This is a genomic window from Jatrophihabitans telluris, from assembly GCF_023516435.1.
GTDB classification, from domain to species: Bacteria; Actinomycetota; Actinomycetes; order Mycobacteriales; family Jatrophihabitantaceae; genus Jatrophihabitans_A; species Jatrophihabitans_A telluris.
Genome location: NZ_CP097332.1, coordinates 988,626 through 1,012,243 on the forward strand (window position 1 = coordinate 988,626; position 23,618 = coordinate 1,012,243).

The 23,618-nt window shown below is 69.1% G+C and carries 22 protein-coding genes and 1 tRNA gene; 13 read left to right on the plus strand and 10 right to left on the minus strand.

Annotation, left to right across the window (positions count from 1 at the left end; translation table 11 throughout):
- Positions 1-59: 59 nt before the first annotated feature.
- The 5 genes from rsmI to M6D93_RS04840 all read left to right on the plus strand — a co-directional run bounded on the left by rsmI (position 60) and on the right by M6D93_RS04840 (position 6,256).
- Positions 60-938 (plus strand): 16S rRNA (cytidine(1402)-2'-O)-methyltransferase, encoded by an 879-nt coding sequence (rsmI, locus tag M6D93_RS04815; RefSeq protein WP_249773226.1) that lies wholly within the window; start codon positions 60-62, stop codon positions 936-938.
- An 87-nt stretch (positions 939-1,025) separates the two neighbouring features.
- Entirely contained in the window at positions 1,026-2,849 is a 1,824-nt protein-coding gene (metG, locus tag M6D93_RS04820) for a methionine--tRNA ligase (protein WP_249773227.1), read from the plus strand.
- A gap of 20 nt (positions 2,850-2,869) precedes the next feature.
- Positions 2,870-3,733: a TatD family hydrolase gene (locus tag M6D93_RS04825; RefSeq protein ID WP_249773228.1), complete on the plus strand. Its 864-nt coding sequence runs from the start codon at positions 2,870-2,872 to the stop codon at positions 3,731-3,733.
- 148 nt (positions 3,734-3,881) lie between these two features.
- Positions 3,882-5,036 (plus strand): resuscitation-promoting factor, encoded by a 1,155-nt coding sequence (locus tag M6D93_RS19325; RefSeq protein ID WP_283818639.1) that lies wholly within the window; start codon positions 3,882-3,884, stop codon positions 5,034-5,036.
- Positions 5,033-6,256 (plus strand): resuscitation-promoting factor, encoded by a 1,224-nt coding sequence (locus tag M6D93_RS04840; protein WP_249773229.1) that lies wholly within the window; start codon positions 5,033-5,035, stop codon positions 6,254-6,256. Before M6D93_RS19325 ends, M6D93_RS04840 begins: the two co-directional genes overlap by 4 nt.
- A 64-nt stretch (positions 6,257-6,320) precedes the next feature.
- Here M6D93_RS04840 and M6D93_RS04845 read toward each other — a convergent pair whose 3' ends face one another.
- Complete coding sequence (locus M6D93_RS04845) at positions 6,321-6,536, minus strand: helix-turn-helix domain-containing protein (protein WP_249773230.1); 216 nt, start codon at positions 6,534-6,536, stop codon at positions 6,321-6,323.
- Between the two features lie 274 nt (positions 6,537-6,810).
- On the opposite strand from M6D93_RS04845, the gene rsmA reads away from it, so the two are divergent.
- Positions 6,811-7,662: a 16S rRNA (adenine(1518)-N(6)/adenine(1519)-N(6))-dimethyltransferase RsmA gene (gene rsmA, locus M6D93_RS04850; protein ID WP_249773231.1), complete on the plus strand. Its 852-nt coding sequence runs from the start codon at positions 6,811-6,813 to the stop codon at positions 7,660-7,662.
- A gap of 27 nt (positions 7,663-7,689) precedes the next feature.
- On the opposite strand, the gene M6D93_RS04855 is transcribed toward rsmA, so the two are convergent.
- The 3 genes from M6D93_RS04855 to M6D93_RS04865 form a co-directional block, all read right to left on the minus strand.
- Positions 7,690-8,670 carry a ribose-phosphate diphosphokinase gene (locus M6D93_RS04855; RefSeq protein ID WP_249773232.1) on the minus strand — a complete coding sequence of 327 codons (981 nt, stop codon included), beginning with the start codon at positions 8,668-8,670 and terminating at the stop codon, positions 7,690-7,692.
- Positions 8,671-8,698: 28 nt separating this feature from the next.
- Positions 8,699-10,201, minus strand: coding sequence for a bifunctional UDP-N-acetylglucosamine diphosphorylase/glucosamine-1-phosphate N-acetyltransferase GlmU (glmU, locus tag M6D93_RS04860; RefSeq protein WP_347343541.1), 1,503 nt, complete (start codon positions 10,199-10,201; stop codon positions 8,699-8,701).
- A 156-nt stretch (positions 10,202-10,357) separates the two neighbouring features.
- A tRNA-Gln gene (locus tag M6D93_RS04865) sits at positions 10,358-10,430 on the minus strand.
- A 216-nt stretch (positions 10,431-10,646) separates the two neighbouring features.
- On the opposite strand from M6D93_RS04865, the gene M6D93_RS04870 reads away from it, so the two are divergent.
- Positions 10,647-11,741, plus strand: a complete 1,095-nt coding sequence (locus tag M6D93_RS04870; protein WP_249773234.1) for an acyl-CoA desaturase — start codon at positions 10,647-10,649, stop codon at positions 11,739-11,741.
- A 1-nt stretch (position 11,742) separates the two neighbouring features.
- Here the strand turns inward: M6D93_RS04870 and M6D93_RS04875 are convergent, their stop codons facing one another.
- Together M6D93_RS04875 and M6D93_RS04880 are read right to left on the minus strand one after the other, a co-directional pair.
- The gene (locus M6D93_RS04875) at positions 11,743-12,948 is read right to left on the minus strand and encodes a kynureninase (protein WP_249773235.1); all 1,206 of its coding nucleotides are present in this window, start codon (positions 12,946-12,948) and stop codon (positions 11,743-11,745) included.
- Positions 12,938-13,759, minus strand: a complete 822-nt coding sequence (locus M6D93_RS04880; RefSeq protein WP_249773236.1) for a tryptophan 2,3-dioxygenase — start codon at positions 13,757-13,759, stop codon at positions 12,938-12,940. The genes M6D93_RS04875 and M6D93_RS04880 overlap by 11 nt, the downstream gene beginning before the upstream one ends.
- 122 nt (positions 13,760-13,881) lie before the next feature.
- Between M6D93_RS04880 and M6D93_RS04885 the strand changes: the two genes are divergently transcribed.
- From M6D93_RS04885 to M6D93_RS04895, 3 genes are all read left to right on the plus strand, one after another.
- Entirely contained in the window at positions 13,882-14,322 is a 441-nt protein-coding gene (locus M6D93_RS04885; protein WP_249773237.1) for an Lrp/AsnC family transcriptional regulator, read from the plus strand.
- An 89-nt stretch (positions 14,323-14,411) separates the two neighbouring features.
- Complete coding sequence (locus M6D93_RS04890) at positions 14,412-15,008, plus strand: TetR family transcriptional regulator (RefSeq protein WP_347343542.1); 597 nt, start codon at positions 14,412-14,414, stop codon at positions 15,006-15,008.
- Positions 15,009-15,179: 171 nt separating this feature from the next.
- Positions 15,180-15,704: a hypothetical protein gene (locus tag M6D93_RS04895; protein ID WP_249773239.1), complete on the plus strand. Its 525-nt coding sequence runs from the start codon at positions 15,180-15,182 to the stop codon at positions 15,702-15,704.
- A 33-nt stretch (positions 15,705-15,737) separates the two neighbouring features.
- Here the strand turns inward: M6D93_RS04895 and M6D93_RS04900 are convergent, their stop codons facing one another.
- Together M6D93_RS04900 and M6D93_RS04905 are read right to left on the minus strand one after the other, a co-directional pair.
- A complete protein-coding gene (locus M6D93_RS04900; protein ID WP_249773240.1) occupies positions 15,738-17,525 on the minus strand; it encodes an ABC-F family ATP-binding cassette domain-containing protein in 1,788 nt (595 codons plus the stop codon).
- Complete coding sequence (locus tag M6D93_RS04905) at positions 17,525-18,484, minus strand: 4-(cytidine 5'-diphospho)-2-C-methyl-D-erythritol kinase (protein WP_249773241.1); 960 nt, start codon at positions 18,482-18,484, stop codon at positions 17,525-17,527. Before M6D93_RS04905 ends, M6D93_RS04900 begins: the two co-directional genes overlap by 1 nt.
- Positions 18,485-18,804: 320 nt before the next feature.
- On the opposite strand from M6D93_RS04905, the gene M6D93_RS04910 reads away from it, so the two are divergent.
- From M6D93_RS04910 to M6D93_RS04920, 3 genes are all read left to right on the plus strand, one after another.
- Positions 18,805-19,446 carry a 50S ribosomal protein L25/general stress protein Ctc gene (locus tag M6D93_RS04910; RefSeq protein WP_249773242.1) on the plus strand — a complete coding sequence of 214 codons (642 nt, stop codon included), beginning with the start codon at positions 18,805-18,807 and terminating at the stop codon, positions 19,444-19,446.
- A 153-nt stretch (positions 19,447-19,599) separates the two neighbouring features.
- On the plus strand, positions 19,600-20,172 hold the full coding sequence (pth, locus tag M6D93_RS04915; RefSeq protein WP_249773243.1) for an aminoacyl-tRNA hydrolase: 573 nt from the start codon (positions 19,600-19,602) through the stop codon (positions 20,170-20,172).
- 169 nt (positions 20,173-20,341) lie between these two features.
- Positions 20,342-21,454, plus strand: a complete 1,113-nt coding sequence (locus M6D93_RS04920) for a L,D-transpeptidase family protein (protein WP_249773244.1) — start codon at positions 20,342-20,344, stop codon at positions 21,452-21,454.
- Here the strand turns inward: M6D93_RS04920 and M6D93_RS04925 are convergent.
- Together M6D93_RS04925 and M6D93_RS04930 are read right to left on the minus strand one after the other, a co-directional pair.
- Positions 21,441-22,025 carry a methylated-DNA--[protein]-cysteine S-methyltransferase gene (locus M6D93_RS04925; RefSeq protein WP_347343543.1) on the minus strand — a complete coding sequence of 195 codons (585 nt, stop codon included), beginning with the start codon at positions 22,023-22,025 and terminating at the stop codon, positions 21,441-21,443. The two genes, M6D93_RS04920 and M6D93_RS04925, sit on opposite strands and share 14 nt — an antisense overlap.
- 8 nt (positions 22,026-22,033) lie before the next feature.
- Positions 22,034-23,545 carry an AlkA N-terminal domain-containing protein gene (locus M6D93_RS04930; protein WP_249773246.1) on the minus strand — a complete coding sequence of 504 codons (1,512 nt, stop codon included), beginning with the start codon at positions 23,543-23,545 and terminating at the stop codon, positions 22,034-22,036.
- Positions 23,546-23,618 lie beyond the last annotated feature (73 nt).

The following is a 23,618-nucleotide window of genomic DNA, read 5'->3' on the forward strand; positions in this document are numbered from 1 at the left end:
GTCGCGCTACCCACGGGCGGGCCTCCGCGCGTCCGATTTCTGGAAAGCAGGAGAGTGCCATGGCTGCGTCCGTACCCGCTGCCGAACGCCCCGGGTCAGGACCCGCCGGCCGGGTGATCCTGGCCGGAGCGCCGCTCGGTCAGCCCGGCGACGCCTCGGCCCGGCTTGTCGCGGCGCTCCGGGACGTGTCGGTCATCGCGGCCGAGGACACCCGGCGGCTGCATCGGCTCGCCTCGGATCTGTCCGTCACGATTACGGCTCGCGTGCTGTCCTTCTTCGAAGGCAACGAGGAGGGGCGGGTACCGCAGCTGCTGGACGTGCTGCGTCAGGGCCAGGACGTCCTGGTGATCACCGACGGTGGGATGCCCTCGGTGTCGGACCCGGGCTATCGCCTGGTGGCCGCGGCCCTCGCCGAAGGGCTTGCCGTCACGGTCCTTCCGGGTCCGTCGGCGGTGACGACCGCGGTGGCGATCTCGGGCTTGCCGGTGGACCGCTTCTGCTTCGAAGGCTTCCTGCCGCGCAAGCCGAGTGCGCGTCGCGCCCGGCTGGCGGAGCTGGCCGCCGAGCGTCGGACGATGGTCTTCTTCGAATCCCCTCGCCGGTTGGAATCCTCTCTCGCCGACCTGGCCGACGCCTTCGGAGCCGACCGCCCGGCCGCCGTGTGCCGCGAACTCACCAAGACCTACGAGGAGGTGCGCCGGGCCGGTCTCGCCGACCTCGCGCGGTGGGCCGCCGGCGACGTGCGCGGCGAGATCACCCTGGTCGTCGGTGGTGCGCTCGAGCCCTCGGCCTCGTCGCACGAACCGGCCGACCTCGCGGCCCTGGTCGCCCAACGCGAGGCCGCGGGTCAACCTCGCAAGGAGGCCATCGCCGAGGTCGCCGTGCAGGTCGGCCGGCCCAAGCGCGAGGTCTTCGACGCCGTGGTCACCCACAAGTGAGCGCCCCAGCCTCCATGCCGCGGATCGCATCGGTCTCGGGGCCAACCCGCAGATGACCGAGCATCACCGGTCACTAGGCTTGTCCACATGAGTTCTCCCCAGAACGTGCTCACCGCGGTGGCGTGGCCGTATGCCAACGGACCCCGTCACATCGGGCACGTGGCCGGTTTCGGCGTCCCGTCCGACATCTTCAGCCGCTACCAGCGGATGGCGGGGAACAACGTCCTCATGATCTCCGGGACGGACGAGCACGGCACGCCGATCCAGGTGCAGGCAGACAAGGAAGGCGTGTCCGCCCGCGAGCTGTCCGACCGCTACAACCGGGTGATCGCCTCGGACCTGCAGAAGCTGGGACTGTCCTACGACCTGTTCACCAGGACGACCACGCGCAACCACTACGACGTGGTGCAGAAGATCTTCCTGGGCCTGCTGGACAACGGTTACATCTTCCCCCGGACCGAACTCGGCGCGATCAGTCCCTCGACCGGCCGAACCCTGCCCGACCGCTACATCGAGGGCACCTGCCCGATCTGCGGCTACCCCGCGGCTCGCGGCGATCAGTGCGACAACTGTGGCAACCAGCTCGATCCCGTGGACCTCATCAACCCGGTGTCCAGGATCAACGGCGAGACTCCGAAGTTCGTCGAGACGGAGCAGTATTTTCTCGACCTGCCCGCCTTCACCGAGGTTCTCGGTGACTGGATGCGCAAGCAGGGTCACTGGCGTCCGAACGTGCAGAAGTTCAGCCTGAACCTGCTCGAGGACCTCAAGCCCCGGGCGATCACGCGCGATCTGGACTGGGGAGTGCCGGTGCCGCTGGACGGCTGGCGCGACCGCAGCGACAAGAAGATCTACGTGTGGTTCGACGCTGTCATCGGTTATCTCAGCGCGTCCATCGAGTGGGCGGCCCGAACCGGCGACCCCGAAGCCTGGCGCCCTTTCTGGCAGCCGGGTCCCAACGGCGAGCAGCCGCAGGGCTATTACTTCATGGGCAAGGACAACATCGTCTTCCACGCCGAGATCTGGCCCGCGATGCTGTTCGGGTATTCAGGGATCGGCGCCAAGGGCGGCCACCCCGGTTCGCTCGGCGCGCTGCAGCGTCCGTACGAGGTCGTTTCGAGCGAGTTCCTGACGATGGAGGGCCGCAAGTTCTCCTCCTCCCGCAACGTGGTGATCTACGTCGGAGACATGCTCTCCCGCTACGACGCGGACGCATTGCGCTACTACCTGGCCAGCGCCGGTCCGGAGAACCAGGACACCGATTTCACCTGGGCCGAGTTCGTCCGGCGCAACAACGATGAGCTCGTCGCCGGCTGGGGAAACCTCGTCAACCGGACGATCTCGATGACCGCCAAGAACCTCGGTTCGATCCCGGCGGCCGGCGACCTGACCGACGCCGACCGCGCCCTGCTCGGCAGCTCGCGGGCGGCCTTCGGCACGGTTGGCGACCTGATCGCCCGCAACCGGCAGAAGGCGGCCATCGGCGAGGTGATGAAGCTGGTCGGCGAGGCGAACAAGTACCTGTCCGACACCGCGCCGTGGAAGCTGAAGAACGAGGATCCGGACCGGATGGCCTCGGTTCTGCACACCACACTCCAGGTCGTCGACGACGTCAAGACGCTGATCACGCCGTTCTTGCCCGGCTCGGCGGAGAAGGTGCACCACGCTCTGGGTGGCGAGGGAATCTGGGCCGCGATGCCGGACCTGGTCGAGGTCGAGGAGCCGACCGCGACCGGGTCGCCGTCCTACGCGGTGCTGACCGGCGATTACCAGACCCAGGCGCACTGGCAGTCCACACCGATCGCGGTGGGACGTCCGCTGGCCGCGCCGACGCCGATCTTCACCAAGCTGGACCCGTCCGTCGTGGACGAAGAACTGGACCGGCTGGCCGCGGCCGCCGAGCAGTCCTGACAGGGTCGGGGTCTGCCGCCATGGCCAAAAGCAGCTCCTCCGCCGACCGTGACCTGCCACCGCCGCTGCCCCGGCGCCTGGACGCGACGGTGTTCGACGCGCATTGCCATGTGGACGCGATGGCCCACCGCGCCGGTGTGGCGCGCCGCGACCAGGGCGCCCCCCGCGAGTACCTCGACACCGTGCTCGACCAGGCTGGTGCGGTCGGGGTGACGCGCATCGTCAACGTGGGCTGCGAGGTCGGCGAGTGGGCCTCGACGATGGCCAGCCTCGAGCACCCCGACGTCTTCGGCGCGATCGCGGTCCACCCGACCGAAGTGGCGGGCTTGACCGACGCTCACTACGCCGAGCTCGAGGAATTGCTCCAGCACCCGAAGATCGTCGCCGTAGGGGAGACAGGCCTGGACTACTACTGGGACCGGACGTCTCCGCAGGACCAGCAGCTGCACTTCCGCAAGCACCTGGAGCTGGCCAAGCGGGTCGGCAAGCCGGTGATGATCCACGATCGCGACGCTCACGACGACGTGCTCCGGATCCTGGACGAGGAGGGCCCGCCACCAGCTGGTGTGGTCTTTCACGCCTTCAGCGGGGACGCGGCGATGGCGCGGCACTGCGTTGCCGCGGGCTATGTGCTGTCCTTCCCCGGCGTGCTCACCTTCGGAAACGCCCCGGGCCTGCGCGAAGCCGCGGCCCTCACCCCGCTGGAACAGATGCTGGTCGAGACCGACGCGCCGTTTCTCACCCCCCATCCGTATCGAGGCCGTCCCAACGCCCCGTACCTCATTCCGCATGTGATCCGTCAGGTCGCCGAGCTGAAAGAAGTCTCTGAATCGGTGGTCTGCGCCACCATTTCGGGCACAGGAGCACGCATTTTTGGGATCTGAAAACCTATATGTCCGGATTTGTGCAGCAGCGGGTTTGGCCTAATGTCCACCTGGCCGTTACGGTGCTGTGACCAAGCAATACGCGAGCCGATCGGTTCGGGCCACGAAGTAGTGCCCCGGACGGTCGACGAACAAGGAGTTTCCCCTCTTGCGCCGCAGTGTGAAGTTAGGCCTGTACGGCATCGTGCTCGCCGGTCTCCTCGGTGGTACCGCCGCCTGGGCGACAGGTGACACCACCAAGACCGTCGACCTCCGGGTGGACGGCAAGGACCAGAACGTTCACACCACGGGCCACACGGTCCGTGATGCGCTGGCCTCGGCCGGCATCGCCGTCGGCGCGCACGACATCGTCGCCCCCGACCTGCAGGCCCCGGTCGCCAACGGCAGCCAGATCATCGTGCGCCGCGGCCACCTGCTGCACCTCAGCGTGAACGGCACGGTCAAAGACGTCTGGGTGAACGCCGATTCGGTCGACGAAGCACTGGCCCAGCTCGGCTACGACCGCAGCAACTTCATCTCCGTCTCCCGATCGCAGCGCCTGCACGACGGCGTGACGTCGGTCGAGATCGACTCGCCCAAGCGGGTGACCCTCAAGGTCGACGGCACGGTGCGCACGGTGATGACCACCGGCCGCACGGTGTACGACGCCGTGGCGCTGGCCGCCATCCGACTGGGTCCGAACGACAAGCTCTCCGTGCTCGGCACCACGCTCGTCAAGAGCGGCGAGACGATCCAGGTCAAGCGCGTCAAGGTTCTCCTGCGCACCGAGACGCAATCGGTGCCCTACAACACCGTGAGTAAGTCGGACCCGTCGAAGTACATCGGTACGACCTCGGTCCAGACAGCGGGCAAGAACGGCGCCAAGCAGGTGACCTACCGGCTGGTCTATGTCGACGGCAAGCTGGTCGGCAAGTACCTGATGCGCAGCAACGTCACCAGCCAGCCGGTCAGCCAGGTGCAACAGGTCGGCAGCAAAGCCAAGCCGGCGCCCAAGGTCACGGCGCCGACGAGCGGTGGCAGCGGAAGCGGCGGCGGCAGCAGCGCGACCCCGCCCGCGAACACCAGCGGCCGCAACTGGGACGCCGTCGCCTCCTGCGAGTCCGGTGGCAACTGGCACATCAACACCGGCAACGGCTTCTACGGTGGTCTGCAGTTCGACATCGGAACGTGGAACTCCAACGGTGGCGGCGCCTACGCCGCGCGGGCGGACCTCGCCTCGCGGGAGCAGCAGATCGCCGTAGCCAACAAGGTCGCCGACGCCCGCGGATCGAGCCCCTGGCCGGTCTGCGGACAGTACCTGTGACGAGTAGTCACCGGCTGGCCCTCGTCGACAACCCGGCCGAGCCGAGCGCGCCCATGCCTGCTCGCCGCCGACTGCCCGCTCGAGCGTGCCGCTTCGGCCTGTACGGGCTGGTTCTGGCCGGACTCGTCGGTGGCACGGCGGCCTGGGTGTCCAACGGCAAGTCGTTCACGTTGCGCATCGACGGACGCGACCAGACCGTGCACGCCTCGGCCGCCGACGTCGGCGGCGTCCTGTCGGCGGCGCACATCGCCATCGGACAGCACGACCTCGTCGCGCCGGACCCGGCGACCGCGGTGGCCAGCGGCGCCACCATCGTCGTGCGCCGCGGGCACCTGCTGCACCTGACGGTGAACGGCGCGAGCAGGGACGTGTGGGTCAACGCGGATTCCGTTTCCGAAGCCCTCGGACAACTCGGTTTCTCCGGTGACGACTACGTGTCGGTCTCGCGAGCCCAGCGCCTGACCTCGAGTGTGACCGACCTGGCGATCGACTCGCCCAAGAAACTGACGTTCCTCGTCGACGGCAAGCGGATCACCACGATGAGCGCCGGTCCGACGGTCTATGCCGCCATCGACGACGCCGGCATCTCGCTGGGTCCCAACGACCGGGTCTCGTCCACGGGCACGGTCCACGACGGACAGGTCATCCGTATCAAGCGGGTCGCCTACACCCACTCGACGAAGACCCAGACGGTGCCGTTCCCGACCGTGAAGCGCCCCGACCCCGCCAGCTACGTGGGCACGGACACCGTTGTGCGCGCGGGCAAGGACGGTACGGCGCGCGTTACGTACCAGCTGATCTTCATCGACGGAAAGTACGCCGGTCGTGTCGTGCTGAAGACGGTCAACACCGCCGCGGCCGTTCCACAGATCACCCAGGTGGGCACCCGTAAGGCGCCTGACTTCGTCACCAGCGTGCCCGCCGGATCGGCTCAGCGGATCGCGGCAGGCATGGTCGCCGACCGCGGCTGGGGCTCCGACCAGTTCGGGTGCCTGGTGAGTTTGTGGACCAAGGAGAGCGGCTGGCGCACCGACGCGGCCAATCCGAGCGGCGCGTACGGAATCCCGCAGGCACTGCCCGGGTCGAAGATGGCCAGCGTGGGTGCGGACTGGCAGAGCAGTGCGGCCACCCAGATCACCTGGGGCCTGGGCTACATCTCCGGTGTCTACGGCACGCCCTGCGCGGCGTGGGCACACTCGCAAGCCACCAACTGGTACTGATCCCGGCGATCGCCCGCCGCCGGGCGCCCGGGCGGCTGAACGGCGATCGACGGGGGCCGTCGGCTCACCCTGCGCCCGGAACGAACAACGTGCCCGGCGCGCAGTCGAGGGCTTGCTCGATGGCGTATGCGGTCGGTGGGGAGCACGACACCCGCCGGCCGGTGATCAGATGATTCACCGTGGCGTGCGCCAGACCGGCGCGGGCGGCGAACGCTCGCTCGGACAGCCCGCTCAATCGGATGCATTCGGCCAGCACCTGTCGGTTCCGTACGCGGGTCATGGCCGGCTCTGGCCCGAGGCGCTCGGCTGGCTTCGTGGGGTCGTTGGATCCGCTGCCACGCACAGCAGATTAAGTGAAACGGCGACCAGTTCGCAGGCGAATGACGATCGAATGACTCGACCGTGGTGACTGGACGCCCGCCCGGCCGCCGGGCCGATCACCCGTCCGACTACCCATCCGATCGCCCGTCCGATCGCCCGTCCGATCGCCCGTCCGATCGCGTCGCCCCAGCCCGTCGTCGAAGCACGGCCGACCGGTTTGCGAGACTGTGCCGGTGACCGAGGCCGCGCTGCTGGGACCGGCCGAGGTCCGCGAGCTGGCGGCCCGGCTCGGCATCCGTCCCACCAAATCTCTAGGTCAGAACTTCGTGCACGATCCGAACACGATCAGGCGGATCGTCAAGGCGGCCGAGTTGAGTGCTCACGAGCCGGTGCTCGAGGTGGGCCCCGGGCTCGGTTCCCTCTCGCTGGGAATTCTGGCCGTCAGCGGCCATCTCACGGCCGTGGAGATCGACCCGGTCCTGGCTGCGGAACTTCCGGTCACGGTCGCTGCCCAGGCGCCTGACCTGGTCGGTTCGCTGACGGTCGTGGTGGCCGACGCGTTGAACATGGGCCCGCTGCCCGAACCCGCGCCCACGGCCCTGGTGGCCAACCTGCCCTACAACGTGTCCGTGCCGGTGCTGCTGCACCTGCTGAACACCATGCCGAGCCTGGACCACGGCCTGGTCATGGTCCAGCTGGAGGTGGCCGATCGCCTGGTCGCCCCGCCCGGGTCGAAGGTGTACGGCGTGCCGAGCGCGAAGCTGGCCTGGTACGGCGCGGCCCGGCGGGTGGGTACGGTGCCGCGGACAGTGTTCTGGCCGGTGCCCAACGTCGAATCCGGCCTGGTGCGCTTTCGCCGGCAGGCCTTTCCCGATCGTCCAGACGTGCCGCGGGAAGCCGTTTTCGCCGTGATCGACGCGGCGTTCTCGCAACGGCGCAAGATGCTGCGCTCGGCCCTGGCGTCCTGGGCCGGTTCGCCGGCGCGGGCCGAGGCGATCCTGGACCGGGCGGGGGTCGATCCGACGGCGCGTGGCGAGACCATCGACATCGAGGGCTTCGTTCGGGTCGCGGCGGCGCGGGACTGATTGCCCGACTCTGCGGGGGGAAACCGCTCAGCTACGGCCGTCGAACAGGCTGGTGACCGAACCGTCCTCGAAGACCGCCTTGATCGCTCGGGCGATCATCGGGGCGATGGACAAGACGGTGAGTTTCTCGAAGTCCTGCTCGGGACGGATCGGCAGCGTGTTGGTGACCACGACCTCGCGGACCTTGGAGTTCTTCAGCCGATCGGTGGCGGGTGGGGAGAAGATCGCGTGGGTGGCGGCGACGATGACGTCGGCGGCGCCGGATTCGTAGAGCAGATCGGCCGCCTTCACGATCGAGGAGCCCGTGTCGATCATGTCGTCGGCGAGGATGCACAACCGACCCTCGACCTCACCGACGACCCGGTTGGCCACGACCTGGTTGGCGACGTTGATGTCGCGGGTCTTGTGGATGAACGCGATCGGCGCACCGCCGAGCCGGTCGGCCCACTGCTCGGCGGCCCGGACCCGGCCGGTGTCGGGGGAGACCACGGTGAACTGCTGGCTCGGATAGCTCTTGGCGATGTAGTCGCTCAGCAGCGGCAGGGCGAACAGGTGGTCGACCGGGCCGTCGAAGAAGCCCTGGATCTGCGCGGTGTGCAGGTCGATCGACATGATCCGGTCCGCGCCGGCGGTCTTGAGCAGGTCGGCCATCAGCCGGGCCGAGATCGGCTCACGGCCGCGGTGCTTCTTGTCCTGGCGTGAGTACGGATAGAACGGCGCCACCACCGTGATGCGTTTGGCCGAGGCGCGCTTGAGGGCGTCGACCACGATCAGGGTCTCCATCACCCACTGGTTGATGGGCACGGTGTGGGATTGGATGACGAAGGCGTCGCAGCCGCGTACCGATTCCTCGGGCCGGACGAAGATCTCCCCGTTGGCGAAGTCTCGCGCGGTCATCGGGGTGACCGTCACGCCGAGGAAGCCGGCGATCTCGTCGGCAAGTTCGGGAAAGGCACGGCCGGAGAAGAGCATCAGGCTCTTGCGTCCGGCAACCTGCAGGGTGCTCATGGGCGAGGATCTCCGTCTGCGAGCCGGGTCACGGGTTCGCGGTAAAGCGGTCGGTGGTCGGTCGGTCGGATGGCGGTTCGGGTGCAGTCGCCGGCGCTGCGGGTGAGGCTTCAGTGGCCGCCGCCGTGGCCGCGTCGGCGGCGGGGGTTCCGGCGCGCCGCCGCTGCACCCAGCCTGCCACGTTGCGCTGCTTGGCTCGCGCGACCGCCATCGCGCCCGGCGGTACGTCGTCGATGATGACCGAACCGGCGGCGGTGTAGGCGCCGTCGCCGACGGTGACCGGCGCGACGAACATGTTGTCCGCCCCGGTGCGAGCGTGGCTGCCGATGACCGTGTGGTGCTTGTTCACCCCGTCGTAGTTGACGAACACGCTGGCCGCGCCGATGTTGGTGTGCTCGCCGATGGTCGCGTCCCCGACGTAGGTCAGATGCGGGATCTTGGTACCCGTGCCGACGTCGGCGTTCTTCGTCTCGACGTAGGTGCCCACGTGAACCCGGTCGGCCAGCACGGTGCCCGGCCGGAGGTAGGCGTAGGGGCCGACCGTGACTCCGGACCCGACCTCGGCGTGATGGGCCACCACCCGTTGCAGCACGCTGTGCGAGCCGATCCGGCTGTCGGTGATGGTGGAATCCGGGCCGATCGCGCTGCCGCCGCCTACCGACGTCGCGCCTTCGAGCTGCACGTTGGGCTTGAGAACCACGTCGGGAGCCAGACTGACCGTGGCATCGACCCAGGTAGTGGCGGGGTCGAGCACCGTGACCCCGTTGCGCATGTGCTGTTCCAGCAGCCGCTGGTTGTACGTCCGGTGCGCGTAGGCCAGCTGCACCCGGTCGTTGACCCCGGCCGTCTCAGCCGCTGGGGCCAGCGTGGCGCCGACGGTCCGTCCCTCGGCCACGAAGATGCCGATGACGTCGGGCAGGTATTCCTCACCCTGCGCGTTGGCCCGGGACAGCCGGTTGACCGCGTCGGCGAGCAGATCCGCGTCGAAGGCGTAGACGAGGGCAGAGACCTCCCGGACCGCGAGCTCGTCGGCGTCGGCGTCGGCGTGCTCGACCACCCGGCTGACGCCGCTACCGTCCGCGGTGCGGATCACCCGGCCGTAGCCGGTGGGATCGTCGACGACACTGTTGAGCATCGTGGCCGCTGCTCCCGTCCGCTCGTGCTCGATCAGCAGGTGCGAGAGGGCTGCGCTCGTCAGGAGTGGGGCGTCACCGGGAAGCACCAGCACCGTGCCGCCCGATGCGGTCGGTCGGCCCGGGTCGGTGCGGCTCTGTTCGCCCGGCCGTCCCAGCTCAGCGAGGTGGCTCAGCGCGATCCGCACGGCGTGGCCGGTGCCGTGCTGTTCGGCCTGGACGACGGGGATGGCGCTGGGGGCGATGTCGTGCAGGTGACTGGTGACGGCTTCGCGCCGGTGTCCGACGACAACCGCGGTGCGGTCGGGCTCGAGGGGGTCGACCGCGGCGAGGACGTGGCCGAGCAGGGACCGACCGGCGAACCCGTGCAGAACCTTCGGAGTGGCAGCGGACTTCATCCGGGTGCCTTCACCGGCCGCCAGGACCACCACGGTCAAGGGTTGACGGCGGTGCTCGCTCACGGCGGTCAGCCTAACCCGCCGAGGCGCCCCGCCCGACGCCGGTGTGGCCGATGTGGCAGGCGTCGCGGCCAGAGCCCTCGATCGAAGCTGAAGCTGGGGGACTCGGACTCGAACCGAGACTGCAAGGCACCAAAGGCCTGCGGGCTGCCGATTACCCCATCCCCCATCGAGGTCCGGCGGTGGCGGCAGCGAGCCGATCCGACGTCCCTCAGACCGGGACAGCTTACCCATGCCTCATTCAGGAGCTCGGGCTAGCCAAGTTACGGTCGCGTAGGTTACGCTACCGTAGGTAGTGGGACGGGGTCACGCCCAGTCCCGCCGCTGTCCGACCCGGCGAGCCAACGCCACCACCACCGACCCGCACCGCAGGAGGTACGAGCCGATGACTCTGCTTGACGACACCGCCGTTCCCACCGACCACACCAGCGCCGCCGGCAGGCCCGCCGAGGCGGATTCCTCGCAATCCTCACCTGACTCGGTGCAGGCGCTGCGGGAGGCGCAGCCAGGCGGCAAGCCGATCCTGGCCGGGCAGAAAGCGCGCGGCGAGCAGGCCGCCCTCTACATCTTCGTGATCGTGCCGTTCCTGGCCGTCCTGGCCGCCGTGCCACTGCTCTGGGGCTCCGGGATCGGCTGGACCGACGTCAGCCTCTTCGCGATCTTCTACGTGATCTCCGGGACCGGGATCACCGTGGGCTTCCACCGCTACTTCACCCACGGTGCCTTCAAGGCCAATCGCGCACTGAAGATCTACCTGGCCGTGGCGGGTTCGCTGGCCATCGAGGGTCCGGTCATCCGCTGGGTGGCCGACCACCGACGTCACCACGCCTTCTCCGACCGGGAGGGCGATCCGCACTCGCCGTGGCGGTTCGGGGAATCGTTGTCCGGGCTGACCAAGGGCTTCTGGTTCGCCCATCTCGGCTGGCTCTTCGATACCGAGCACACCAATCAGGACAAGTACGCCCCGGACCTGCTCGCCGATCCCGACCTCAAGCGCATCGACCGGCAGTTCCCGCTCTGGGTCGCGTTCACGCTGCTGGCCCCGGCCGTCCTGGGTGGCCTGATCAGCCTGTCCTGGACGGGGGCGTTGACCGCGTTCTTCTGGGCCTCGTTGGTTCGGGTGGCGCTGCTGCACCACGTGACCTGGTCGATCAACTCGATCTGCCACATCGTGGGCGAGCGGCCCTACGCCTCGCGGGACAAGTCGGCCAACTTCTGGCCGCTGGCGATCCTCAGCTTCGGCGAGTCCTGGCACAACAGCCACCACGCCGACCCGACGTGTGCCCGCCACGGCGTGGACCGCGGCCAGCTCGACATCTCCGCCGGCATGATCACGCTCTTCGAGAAGGCCGGCTGGGCCACCGACGTGCGCTGGCCCAAGCGTGAGCGCTTCGACAAGCTGGCGGCCAAGAAGGCCGCCGAGACCGCAGCGGAGAATGCGGCCGCGACGGCTGCCGAAACCGCGGCGTCCCGCGGCTAGCTCAGGTGACCGGGTGGTCCGAGCTGCGGGCGAACTCGACTGCCTGGTACGCCTTGGTTTCCAGGACGTCGCGCAGCTCGGCCATGGCGCGGTCGACGTCCTGGCCGGACAGGTACAGCGGGGTCAATCCCAGCCGCAGCATGTCCGGTGCGCGGTAGTCGCCGATCACGCCGCGCGCGATCAGGGCTTGGCACACCTCGTAGGCCGACGGCATCCGCAACGACACGTGGGATCCGCGCCGGCTGGCGGCCCGCGGCGTCACGACCTCGACGTCGTAGCGGGTCAGCTGCTCGTCGGCGTAGGCGATCACCTGATCGGTCAGCGCCAGTGAGGCCGCCCGGACGGCGGACAGCTCGATACCGTCGAAAGCGTCCAGCGCCGCGTCCAGGGCCAGCATCGACAGCAGTGGCGGCGTCCCGATGCGAGCCTGCTCGATCGAGGCCGCGGGCGCGTAGTGCTGCTCCAGGGCGAACGGGCTCCGGTGGCCGTGCCAGCCGGTGAGCGGCAGATCGATCTCGGCCTGCAGGCCGGCGGCGACATAGATCCACGCCGGTGCGCCCGGACCACCGTTGAGGTACTTGTAGGAGCAGCCCACGGCCAGATCCACGCCGGCCTCGTCCAACCGCACCGGCAGCGCGCCGGCGGCGTGGCACAGATCCCAGACCATCACCGCACCCGCCGCATGGGTCGCAGCCGTGACCCCGGCCAGGTCGAACAGCTCGCCGGTTCGGTAGTCGACCAGGCTGAAGGACACCGCGGCGGTCCGGGCATCCAGGTGGCGGGCCAGTTCGCTCGGGTGGATGCGCACGACTTCGAGATCCAGCAGCCGCGCGACCGAATCGGTCAGATACTGATCGGTCGGAAAGCCCCCGCCGTCGGTGATGAGCACCGTCCGTCCCGGGCGCAGCCGAGCCGCGGCGACCAACGTCTGAAAAAGCTGCACCGAGGTCGAGTCGCCGCAGATCACCTGGCCGGGACCGGCCCCGACGAGGGCGCCGATGCGGTCGCCGATCCGGGCGGGCAACTGCCACCAGCCGTTGTCGTTCCAGGACGTGATCAGGTCGGCGGCCCACTGGCGGTGCAGGGCGTCCTCGACCGCGGCCGGTACGCCGACCGGCATGGCGCCCAGGGAATTTCCGTCGAGGTAGATCGTGCCGTCGGACAGGACGAACCGTTCGGGCGCGAGAGCAGCACGCTCAGAGGACACTGCGGACCTCCCACAATTCGACGAAGACCGGAGTGTCGACACTACGTTTGAGCCACGCAAGTCCGGCCGAACCCCCCGTGCCCGGCTTGGCGCCCAGGATGCGCATGACCGCGGTGTAGTGCACGAACCGCCACGTCGAGTGCTGCTCGGCCACCGCAGTCAGCGCGTCGGCCAGTGCGGTGAGCTCGTCCTCGCCGGCGTAGACCAGCCGCCAGGCCTCCACCAGCCCGGGATCGGATTCGGTATGGGCCTGCCGTACGTCGCGGCTGAGCAGGCCGGCCGGGACCGGCAGGCCGCGGCGGCCCAGCAGGGCGATCGCCGCGTCGTACACCGACGCCTCGTCGTAGGCGCGCTGCAGGGTGGCCGCCACGACCGGCATGCCCGAGTGCGGCGCGAGCATGCGCTCGTTCTTCGCCCCGAGCAGGAACTCCAGTTCCCGGTAGGCGAAGGACTGGAAACCAGACGCCTTGCCCAGAGACGCCCGGAACCGGTTGTACTGGACCGCTGACATCGGAGCGAGCAGCTGCCAGGACGACACGAGCGACTTCTGCGTGGCCACGACGCGGGCAATGGCCGCGCCGGCCTCGGGGAGATCGTCGGCGTGCAGCGCGGCGATGGCCCCCCGTAGGTCGTGGATGAGCAGCTGGAAATGCAGCTCCATGATCTGGGTGGCGACGATGAACGTCACCTCGAGCGGTTCATCGGTCTGCGGGTGGATCAACCCGGCCAGCACGTCGGCGTCGGTGTAACTGACGTAGGGAGTGCGGCCGGAGTACTGCAGGTTCGGGGCATCGGTGTCGATCGCGGTCATGACATCGATGGTGCACGGGTCGATCAGCTGATCGGAATCGCGGCCGTGCCACGATTCGAGCCACGGGCTTACGATCGTGAGGCACATCCGGATTCGGGGTTTCGATCGTGAGGACGGCCTAGGTGGACGCAGTTGACTGGCGGATTCTCGACGAACTGCAGGCCGATGCGCGGATCTCGCAGAACGAGCTGTCGCGCCGGGTGAAGCTGTCGGCGCCCTCGGTCGCCGAGCGAGTCCGCCGCCTCGCCGACACCGGCGTCATCGAGGGTTACAGCGCACGCGTGAACCCCGCCGCGCTGGGGCGTCCGGTCCAGGCCTTCGTACAGCTGGACTGCTACGGCCCCCGCTGCATTCTCAAGGACGCCTCGGTGCTGGATTGGCCGGAGATCCTCGAATTGCATCGGGTGACCGGCGAGGGCTGCTCGCTGCTGCGCGTCGCCGTGGCCGACATGGCCGCCTTCCAGGATTTGATCGATCGGCTGGCCGGGTACGGCAAGCCGAGTTCCTCGCTCCTGCTGGCCAGCCCGCTGTCCTGGAAACCCTACGAACCGGTCCGAACCTGATCAGCCATTCGGCACACCGCGCCACCGATGTCGGCAGAGCCTGAAACAATGGACCGGTGACCGACAGCGCAGGCAGGCCCCGGATTCGGATGACCGGCAATCAGCGTCGGGAACAACTGCTCGACGTCGGACGGGCTTTGTTCGCCGAGAAGGGCTTCGAGGCGACGTCGATCGAGGAGATCGCGGCCCGGGCCAACGTGAGCAAGCCGGTGGTCTACGAGCACTTCGGTGGCAAAGAGGGCCTGTACGCCGTGGTGGTCGACCGCGAGATGCGTCGGCTGCTCGACCGGATCACCTCGGCCCTGACCGGTGACAATCCGCGCGCCCTGGTCGAGCAGGCCGCGTTGGCTCTCCTGGTCTACATCGAGGAGGAGACGGACGGTTTCCGGATCCTGGTCCGGGACTCGCCGGTGGTGTCGTCCTCGGGCACCTTCTCCTCGTTGCTCAACGACATCGCCAGCCAGGTCGAGTACATCCTCGTCGGCGAGTTCAGCCGGCGGAAGCTGAACCCCAAGCTTGCCGGGATGTACGCGCAGATGCTCGTCGGCATGGTCGCCCTCACCGGACAGTGGTGGCTGGAGGTCCGCAAGCCCAGGCGCGAAGAGGTCGCCGCGCATCTGGTGAACCTGGGCTGGAACGGCCTGAAGGGGCTGGAGGCCAAGCCGCGGTTGTCGGTTTCGGACTGACCGCGTCCGCGTCTGGCGACCACTCCGGGCGAACCGCGCGGTATCAGCGCCCGTTGTCCGTCCTCTGATCAGTCACATTGCGAGGTGTCGGACGATTGTCGGCCGGCGTTCACTTGAGCGCTGGACCAGCCTGCCGATCCTTCGGAATGAACCGACTCTCCGGAGGACACCATGGCCAACGCCGGCCTGCGCTCGCTGCGTACCGCGTGCTTTGCGGTGCTGGGCGTCGGAGTCGTGTCCATTTCGGTGCCGGCAACGTTGATCGGGCTGAGCCGCTCCAGTGCCGCCAGCACGGCGCACCTGGTGCCCACCGTGCCCGGTGCCGGTGCGCAGCTGTCGGAGTGCGATGGTCGCGTGCTCGCGGTCGGCGCCGTCCTACCTGCCGGCGACTGTGTCGAGGTCGTGGAGCGTGGCTTCGACGCTCGGGAGCTGATCGAGGTTCGCCGGCTCAGCTCACGCGAGCGGACGGTTCAGGTTCGGGCCGACGCCCACGGCAACGTGCATTTCCGGATGATCGTGTCGGGCAAGGTGCAGCACCACGGCGACACCTTGACCTTCGTCGGCCTGGGACAACCGGTTCCTGCGCCGTCGGGCGGGTCGGTTCCTGCGCCGTCGGGCGCCCCGGGCACCGGCTCGACCGGTCTTGTGGTGGCCGTCCCGCGCTTCGCGGTCTTCCACTTCTCCGTCGCGGCCTGACGCCTGCCGGGCAGTCCGGTCGCCGGTTGGCGGTCAGGCCTCGTCCGACAACTCCAGCCAGCGCTCCTCGGCGGCCTCCCGGGCGCCGAGCACCGTCCGCAACTCGGTGTCCAGCTCCGCGGTCCGCGCGTAGTCGGTGGCGTGTTCGGCCAGTTGGGCGTGAAGTTCGGATTCCCGCTTCTCCCACTTGGCGATCTCGCGTTCCAGGCGCGTCAGTTCCTTGCGAGCGATGCGCGAGTTACCCTTCGCCTTGACCGTGTCGGACACCCCGTCGGTCGAGCGGCCGGCGGGACGCTCGGACTCGGTTCGTGCGGCCGCACGCCGGGTGAGGTACTCCTCGACGCCGCCGGGCAGCGCGGCCAGTGAACCGTCTCCCATGAGCGACACCGTGGTGTCGCAGATTCGCTCGATCAGGTAACGGTCGTGGCTGACGACCACCAAGGTGCCGGCCCAGGAGTCGAGCAGATCCTCCAGGGCGGCCAGGGTGTCGGTGTCCAGGTCGTTGGTGGGTTCGTCCAGCAGCAGCACGTTGGGTTGGGCCAGCAGGATGCGCAGCAACTGCAGGCGACGACGCTCCCCGCCGGACAGGTCCGCGACCGGAGTCCACTGACGGTCGTTGGCGAAGCCGAAGCGTTCGGCCAACTGGCTGGCCGACAGCTCCACGCCGCCGATCTCCGCCGTCGTCCGGACCTCGGTCACGGCCTCGATGACCCGTAGCGCGTGGGGCAGTTCGGTCACGTTCTGGGACAGGTACCCGGCCCGGACGGTCTGCCCGATGACCACGGTCCCTTCGTCGGGCGACAGTTCACCGGCGAGCAGCCGAAGCAGATGCGTCTTGCCAGATCCGTTGACGCCGATGATCGCCACCCGGTCACCCGGGCCGACATGCCAGCTCACGTGATCGAGCAGGCTCTTGCGGGACCCGGGTTCTCCGACACCGAGGCTGACGTCCTCGACGTCGTAGACGGTCCGTCCCAGTCGCTTGGCCGACAGCGCTCGCAGCTCGGTGCTGCTGCGCGGCTCGGGGACGTCGGCGATCAGGGCCTCGGCCGCATCGATGCGGAACTTGGGCTTGGAGGTCCGGGCCGGGGCACCGCGCCGCAGCCAGGCCAGTTCCTTGCGCAGCAGGTTCTGCCGCCGCGCCTCACTGGCTGCCGACTGCCGGTCCCGTTCGGCACGGGCCAGCACGTAGGCGGCGTAGCCCCCGTCGAAGCTGCGCACGCCCTCGTCGACGACCTCCCAGGTCGTGCTGCAGACGGCGTCGAGGAACCACCGGTCGTGGGTGACGGCCAGCAGTGCGCCCTTGCGGCGAAGGAGATGCTCGGCGAGCCAGGTGACGCCCTCGACGTCCAGATGGTTCGTCGGTTCGTCCAGGACGAGCAGTTCGGCGTCGGTGACGAGGGCGGCGGCCAGCGACACCCGGCGCCGCTCACCGCCGGAGAGCCGGTCCACGCCGGTGTCCAGACCGAGCGCGGCCAGCCCCAGGCCGGACAGGACCTCCCGGATGGAGGAGTCGCCCGCCCAGGTGTGGGTCGCCGCGTCACCGACGACGGCCTGGCGGACGGTGTCGCCGGCGGTGAGGGTTCCGGCCTGGTTGACCAGTGCGATCCGCACGCCGCCGGTACGGGTGACCCGTCCCGTGTCGGGCGACTCCAGCCCGGTGACCAGATTGAGCAGGGTCGACTTGCCGCCCCCGTTGCGCCCGACCACGCCGATCCGGTCGTTGTCGCTGACCCCGAGCGATACGCCGGACAGCACGCTGGTGGTCCCGTAGGTCTTGCTCACGTTCTCGAGGTTCACGAGGTTGACTGCGGCCGCCATCAGAGTTCGGACTCCACCAGTTGGGCGCCGCGGACCGGGCTGTGTACGGCCAGAACTCGCCGGGCCGTCGGCGTGGCGCTCAGGGTGTCGGCCAGCTCGGCTGCGTGCGCGGCGTCGCCGGCCAGGAACAGGCAGGTCGGCCCGGATCCGGACACGACCGCGTCCAGCGCACCCGCCGCGCGCCCGGCCTGCAGGGTGGCCTCCAAATACGGGGCCAGGGCGATGGCGGCGGGCTCGAGGTCGTTGACGAGCAGGCCGACCAGAGCCGCCGGATCACCCGCGGCCAGCGCGCGTAGCGCCGGTTCGGGCGAGCCGGCGCGCTCGACGACGGCGGCGCTGGTGTCGGTCTCCCGTTGACGGTCGAGCTCTGCGTAGACCGCCGGGGTCGACAGGGCGCCGTGGGAGGCGACGAGCACCCAGTGGAATTCCCCGGCCGGATAGGGCTGGAGGCGCTCGCCACGGCCGGTGCCCAGCGCGGTGCCGCCGTGCCGGGCGAAGGTGACGTCGCTGCCGAGTTCGGCCGCGAGGGCGTCGAGTTCGTTGTCGGAGATATCCAGCCGCCACCATGCGGCCAGCGCGGTGAGCGCGGCGGCCGCGTCGGCGGAGCCCCCGGCCAGCCCGGCCGCGACCGGGATCTGCTTGTCCAGGGCCAGCGTCACATCGACGGTCCGGCCGGCGTGCGAGGCCAGCAGTTCCAGTGCCCGCCAGGCCAGGTTGGTGGGGTCGGGCGGCGCGTCGGCGCCTTCGATACCGCTGACGGTCAGCATCGGGCCGGTGGGAACCGCCACGGAGTCGGTGTCTGCCGGCGGGGTCGGCCCCACCGCCGTGAGTCGCACGCTGTCGTACAGGCTGACCGCCTGGTAGATCGTCTGGATCGGGTGGAAGCCATCGGAGTCGCGGGGGCCCACCCCGAGGTGGATGTTGATCTTGGCCGCGGCCCGTACCTCGATCGATGACACTCCCACGATGCTAGGCCACGCTCACCCGGTCCGTTCCCACGTGGGTTGCCCGCGCCCTGCCGCGTAAGGGGTGACCCGATTTCACTGTCCGTTCGATCGCTTGTAAGCTTGCAGGGTTGCCTCGGCGAGGAAGCCCGCCGGTCAGTGCCGTCTGTCAGACGGACGCTGATCGAAAGAGTTTCGTGATCGACGCGGTGTCTGCTGGGCCTGTCGGGCGAAGCGTGACGTCGCACGTTCCGATCAGCCTCACCGAGACATCGCGAAGACAACCGCATATCGCAGCCACCATTCGTTTCGACCCGTAGTTCAGGAGTGCCGCCGTGTCCGAAATCCGTCTCGTCGCCGAAGCCCGTACCGAGTTCGGCAAGGGTGGTGCCCGCCGCACCCGTCGCGCCGGCAAGATCCCGGCCGTCATCTACGGCCACGGCGCGGACCCCCGCCACATCTCGATCCCGGCCCGCGAGTTCAGCCACGCCATCAAGCACGGCGCCAACGTGCTGCTCACCCTGTCGGTCGAGGGCAAGGACGAACTGGCCATTCCGAAGGCGATTCAGCGCGACCCGATCCGCGGTGTCTATGAGCACATCGACCTGCTCACCGTGCGGCGCGGCGAGAAGGTCACGATCGAGGTTCCGCTGGTCCTGACCGGCGACATCGCCCCGGGCGGCCTGCTGACTCAGGAGCACAACACGCTGTCGGTCGAGGCCGAGGCGACCAACCTGCCCAGCGAGGTCGAGGTGTCGATCGAGGGGCTGCAGATCGGCGCGCACATCACCGCTGCCGACGTCAACCTCCCGGCTGGCACCGTGCTCGTCACCGACCCCGAGGCCCTCGTGCTGCACGTCGGCACGGCGCCGACCGCTGAGGACCTCGAAGCCGAGACCGCCGCCGCGGCCGACGAGCTCGGGATCGTCGAGGACCAGCCCGAGACGGCCGCTGAGTCCGACAAGGCCTCGGAGTAGTCCGAACGCCGCACCCAACGAATCGACGAGATGCCGTCACCGCGCTGGCGGTGGCGGCTTCCTCGTCCCCAGGCCTGGGTTCGCGGTCGGCCGGAGTCTGGCCGTGACATCCGCGAGGCCCGGCAGCGCGACAAAGTGGGAGGGGACGACTCGATGGCCGAGGACCGGTTCCTCGTGGTCGGTCTGGGCAACCCCGGACCGAAGTACGCGGCCACCAGGCACAACGCCGGCTTTCTGGTCGTGGACGAACTCGGCCGCCGGGCCGGGGGAAATTTCAAGTCCCACAAGGCCAACGCGGATGTGTTGGAAGGGCGCCTCGAGGGCATCGCGGTGGTGTTGGCCAAGCCGAAGTCGTTCATGAACGTCTCCGGTGGCCCGGTCAAGGCTTTGGCGCAGTTCTACAAGATCGAACCCGACCACATCGTCGTGGTCCATGACGAGCTGGATCTACCGTTCGCCGGGCTGCGGCTCAAGAGCGGCGGAGGCGAGGGCGGTCACAACGGTTTGAAGTCCACCACCGCGTCGCTGGGCACCCGCGACTACGCCCGCGTGCGGTTCGGAATCGGGCGCCCCCCTGGTCGGCAGGATCCGGCGGAGTTCGTGCTTCGCGAGTTCGCCGCGGCCGAGCGCAAGGACCTGGACTTTCTGGTCGACCGGGCTGCGGACGCCGTCGAGGCGATCTTGACCGGCGGCGTCGAGGCCGCCCAGAACCACTTCAACGCCTAGGGTGCCCTGGCGAGCCGGGGCCCCTTGATGCCGATTCGCCAAGGACTCGGGGCCTTCGTCCCTTTCGAGTCGCTGTGACGCTTGGTGCTGGGGTATACCTATGTGACGGCTCGGGGGGCTGAGTACCCGGCGCCGGGCCTCGCGCCCGGGTCGAACGGAGGGTCCACGCATGCGCATTGCTCCAGCGTCCAACCTCAGCCTGCGGCAGCGACTGTCCGTGCTGGGATCGGTAGCCGCCCTGCTTGCGTCGGTGGTCACTGTGTCCACCGTTACCCTCCTCGGGTCTGCGACGCCGGCCTCGTTCGCACCGATCGTGACGAGTGCGATGGCCCCCGCCGCCCTCACGCGTGCTGCCGCGTCCTCGCACGCCCAGGTCATCACTGTCGAATCGAGTTCGGCCAGTGCCACCCGAGCGAAACTGGACCTGTGGCAGAAACGCACCAACGGCACGTACCTGCACGTGTGGGGTCCCGTGACTGCCTTCGTCGGCGAACTCGGCATCGGTGAGACGCGCGACGACGTCGCCCGTACGCCCGCCGGGGTCTTCGCGTTGACCCAGGCGTTCGGAAGCAACCCCAGCAATGGCACCAAGCTGCCGTACCTGACCACCACGCGCCAGGATTGGTGGGACGGCTACGCCAAGTCGCCGACGTACAACCAGCATGTGCACTCGGCCACGTCTCCGGGACCGGGTAGCGAGAATCTCTACGACGCCGGCTATGTGTACTCGCGAGCGGTCGTCATCGACTACAACACCAATCCGGTCGTCAAGGGCGCCGGAGCGGCGTTCTTCCTGCACGTGACGAACAAGCAACCCACCGCCGGGTGCGTCGCGATCGCCGCCGGCCTGCTCGATACGGTCATGCGCTGGCTGAATCCCGCGAGCCATCCGGTGATCAGCATCGGGGTCGGCGCGGCAGCGAGGTCCATCATCACCAACAACGATCGCGCTGTCGCCGCCCATAACCCCTTCGGCTACCTCGACACCGCGATCTCGACCGCCCGAAGCCGGCTGACCGTACGGGGCTGGGCGGCCGATCCGGACACCAGATCCGCGGCCCTCAGGATCCACCTCTACGTCGACGGTCGTGGCGTCGCTTCGTTCGGGACCGGGGTCAGCCGACCCGACGCGGCTCGCGCACGAGGAGTCGGCCCCAACCAGGGCTACGCCGCGACCGTGACGATTCCGACCGGAAGCCACCAGGCCTGCGTGTTCGCCATCAACGTCGGCGCGGGCAGCGGTAACACCCTGCTCGCGTGCAAGAAAGTCACTGTCCGCTGAGCCGGACGCCCGAGGCGCTTCCTGCGCTGACGGCGCTGACGGCGTTACTGGGGCTACCCGCGCTGGCCAAACCGGCTACGGCACGCTCATGGGTGAGTAGCCAATTCTTGGCCTCCAGGCCGCCGGCGTACCCGGTCAACGCGCCGTTGCTGCCGACGACGCGATGGCAGGGGACGATGATCGAGATGGGGTTGCGGCCGTTGGCCGCCCCGACCGCCCGCACGGCACTGGGACGTCCAACGGCGGCCGCGATGTCGGCATAGCTCGCCGTGTGACCGAACGGAATCGACCGCAGGGCTGACCACACGTGACGTTGGAATTCGGTTCCCCGTGGGTTCAGGCAGACGTCGAAATCCCTGCGCTGACCCTCGAAGTACTCGGTCAGTTCCTCCGTGGCCCGGGCGAAAGCGGCGTCGTCACGATCGCCCGGCGGGGTCGGCAGCCGCACGTGTTCGGCGGTGTAGAGCCCGGCCACGCTGACATCGTTACCGCTGTCGGTGCGGCCGCGAACGGCGCGCTCGGGTTCGTCCTCGCCGACCAGGAGCAGCACTCCGATCGGGGAGTCCATCATGGTGTGTTTCACGAGTTCTCCTTATTCGGTCGAGGCTTTCGCTCACTGAGCGCGGCCCAGAGGTGATGGGTGAGGTAGCTGCGCCACGGCGCGGCCGATGCCGGATCGGGACCGGTCCGACGCCCGCCGTCGGCCGGGGAAGGAGCAAGCAGATCGAGGGCGTGGCGAACGCCGAGATCCTCGGCGAGGTAGACGTCCGGATCGCCGATCGCACGCATCAACAGGTAATCGGCAGTCCACGGACCGATCCCGCTCAGGGCGAGCAGCCGTGCGCGCGCGGCGGGGCGGTCACTGCCCGGGTCGAGGACGAGCTCGCCCGTGGCCATCGCCTGCGCCACGCGCACAATCGTTTGTCCGCGGCGAAGCGGCATCGGCAGCTGCGCCGGGTCGATCCCGGCGAGGCGCTCGGCCGAGGGGAACAGCCGCCAGGAGCCGTCCGGGTCCAGGCCGGACACCACCGGGCTGTAGGCCCGGGTGATGGAGGCCAGCACGGTTCGGGCTCCCGCCACCGAGATCTGTTGACCGACGATGGCGCGGACCGCCATCTCGAACGAGTCGACCGATCCGGGCGAGCGCAGCCCCGGCCGACGCCGCACCCACGGTCGCAGTTCGGGCTGACGTCCCAGCACCTCGTCGATCGCCTGCGGATCGGCGTCGAGGTCGAGCAGCCGGCGGATGCGGTTGACGGCGGCGGACAGATCGCGCTGATCGGTCAATCGCAGCCGGGCACGGACGTGATCAGTAGCCGGCCGAAGCGTGACCAGCCCTGGGCCGTGTGGCAAAGGCAGGGCGCGGGTGTAACCGTCGGCTGTGGCCGCCTCGATGCCGCCGATCGCCCGGTGCGACAGGAACGCCACGGTCGCCTCGAGATTCATGGGGGCACGGAAGGGCAAGCGCAGCTCGATCACACCCGGGTCCACGGGCCGCGTTGACCCGGTCGGGTCCGGCCGTGCCGACGCTCGCCGGGCGGTTCGCAGCTGGGTGGGAGTGGCGTCGAAGATTTCCCGGACGGTGTCGTTGAACTGGCGCACGCTGGCGAAGCCCGCCGCGAAGGCGACGTCGGTGACGGGCAACTGGGTTCGTTCGAGCAGGATGCGCGCGGTCTGAGCCCGCTGGGCCCGCGCCAGCGCCAGCGGTGGTGCGCCGACCTCACTCAGCAGAGCTCGGGTCACCTGGCGTTCGGAGTACCCGAGGGCATCGGCCAGTCCGGAGACACCGGAGCGGTCCACGACGCCGTCGGAGATCATCCGCACGGCGCGGCCGGCCAGGTCGGCGCGGACGTTCCACTCCGGCGAACCCGGGGTGGCGTCCGGGCGGCACCGTTTGCAGGCCCGGAAGCCGGATCGCTGGGCGGCGGCGGCACTGGGGTAGAAATCAACATTGCGCCGCAGCGGCGTCCGAGCGGCGCAGGACGGGCGACAGTAGATACCGGTCGTGTGCACACCGACGAAGAAAACCCCGTCGAAACGGGAATCCCTGCTCTGCAGCGCCCGGTACGCGGCGTCGGTGTCGATGACCATGGCACCAGTCTGCCGCTTCGCCGGGCGATTGACTGGCGGTTTTCGGACAGGGCAGTGCTAAGTCAGGCTGTCC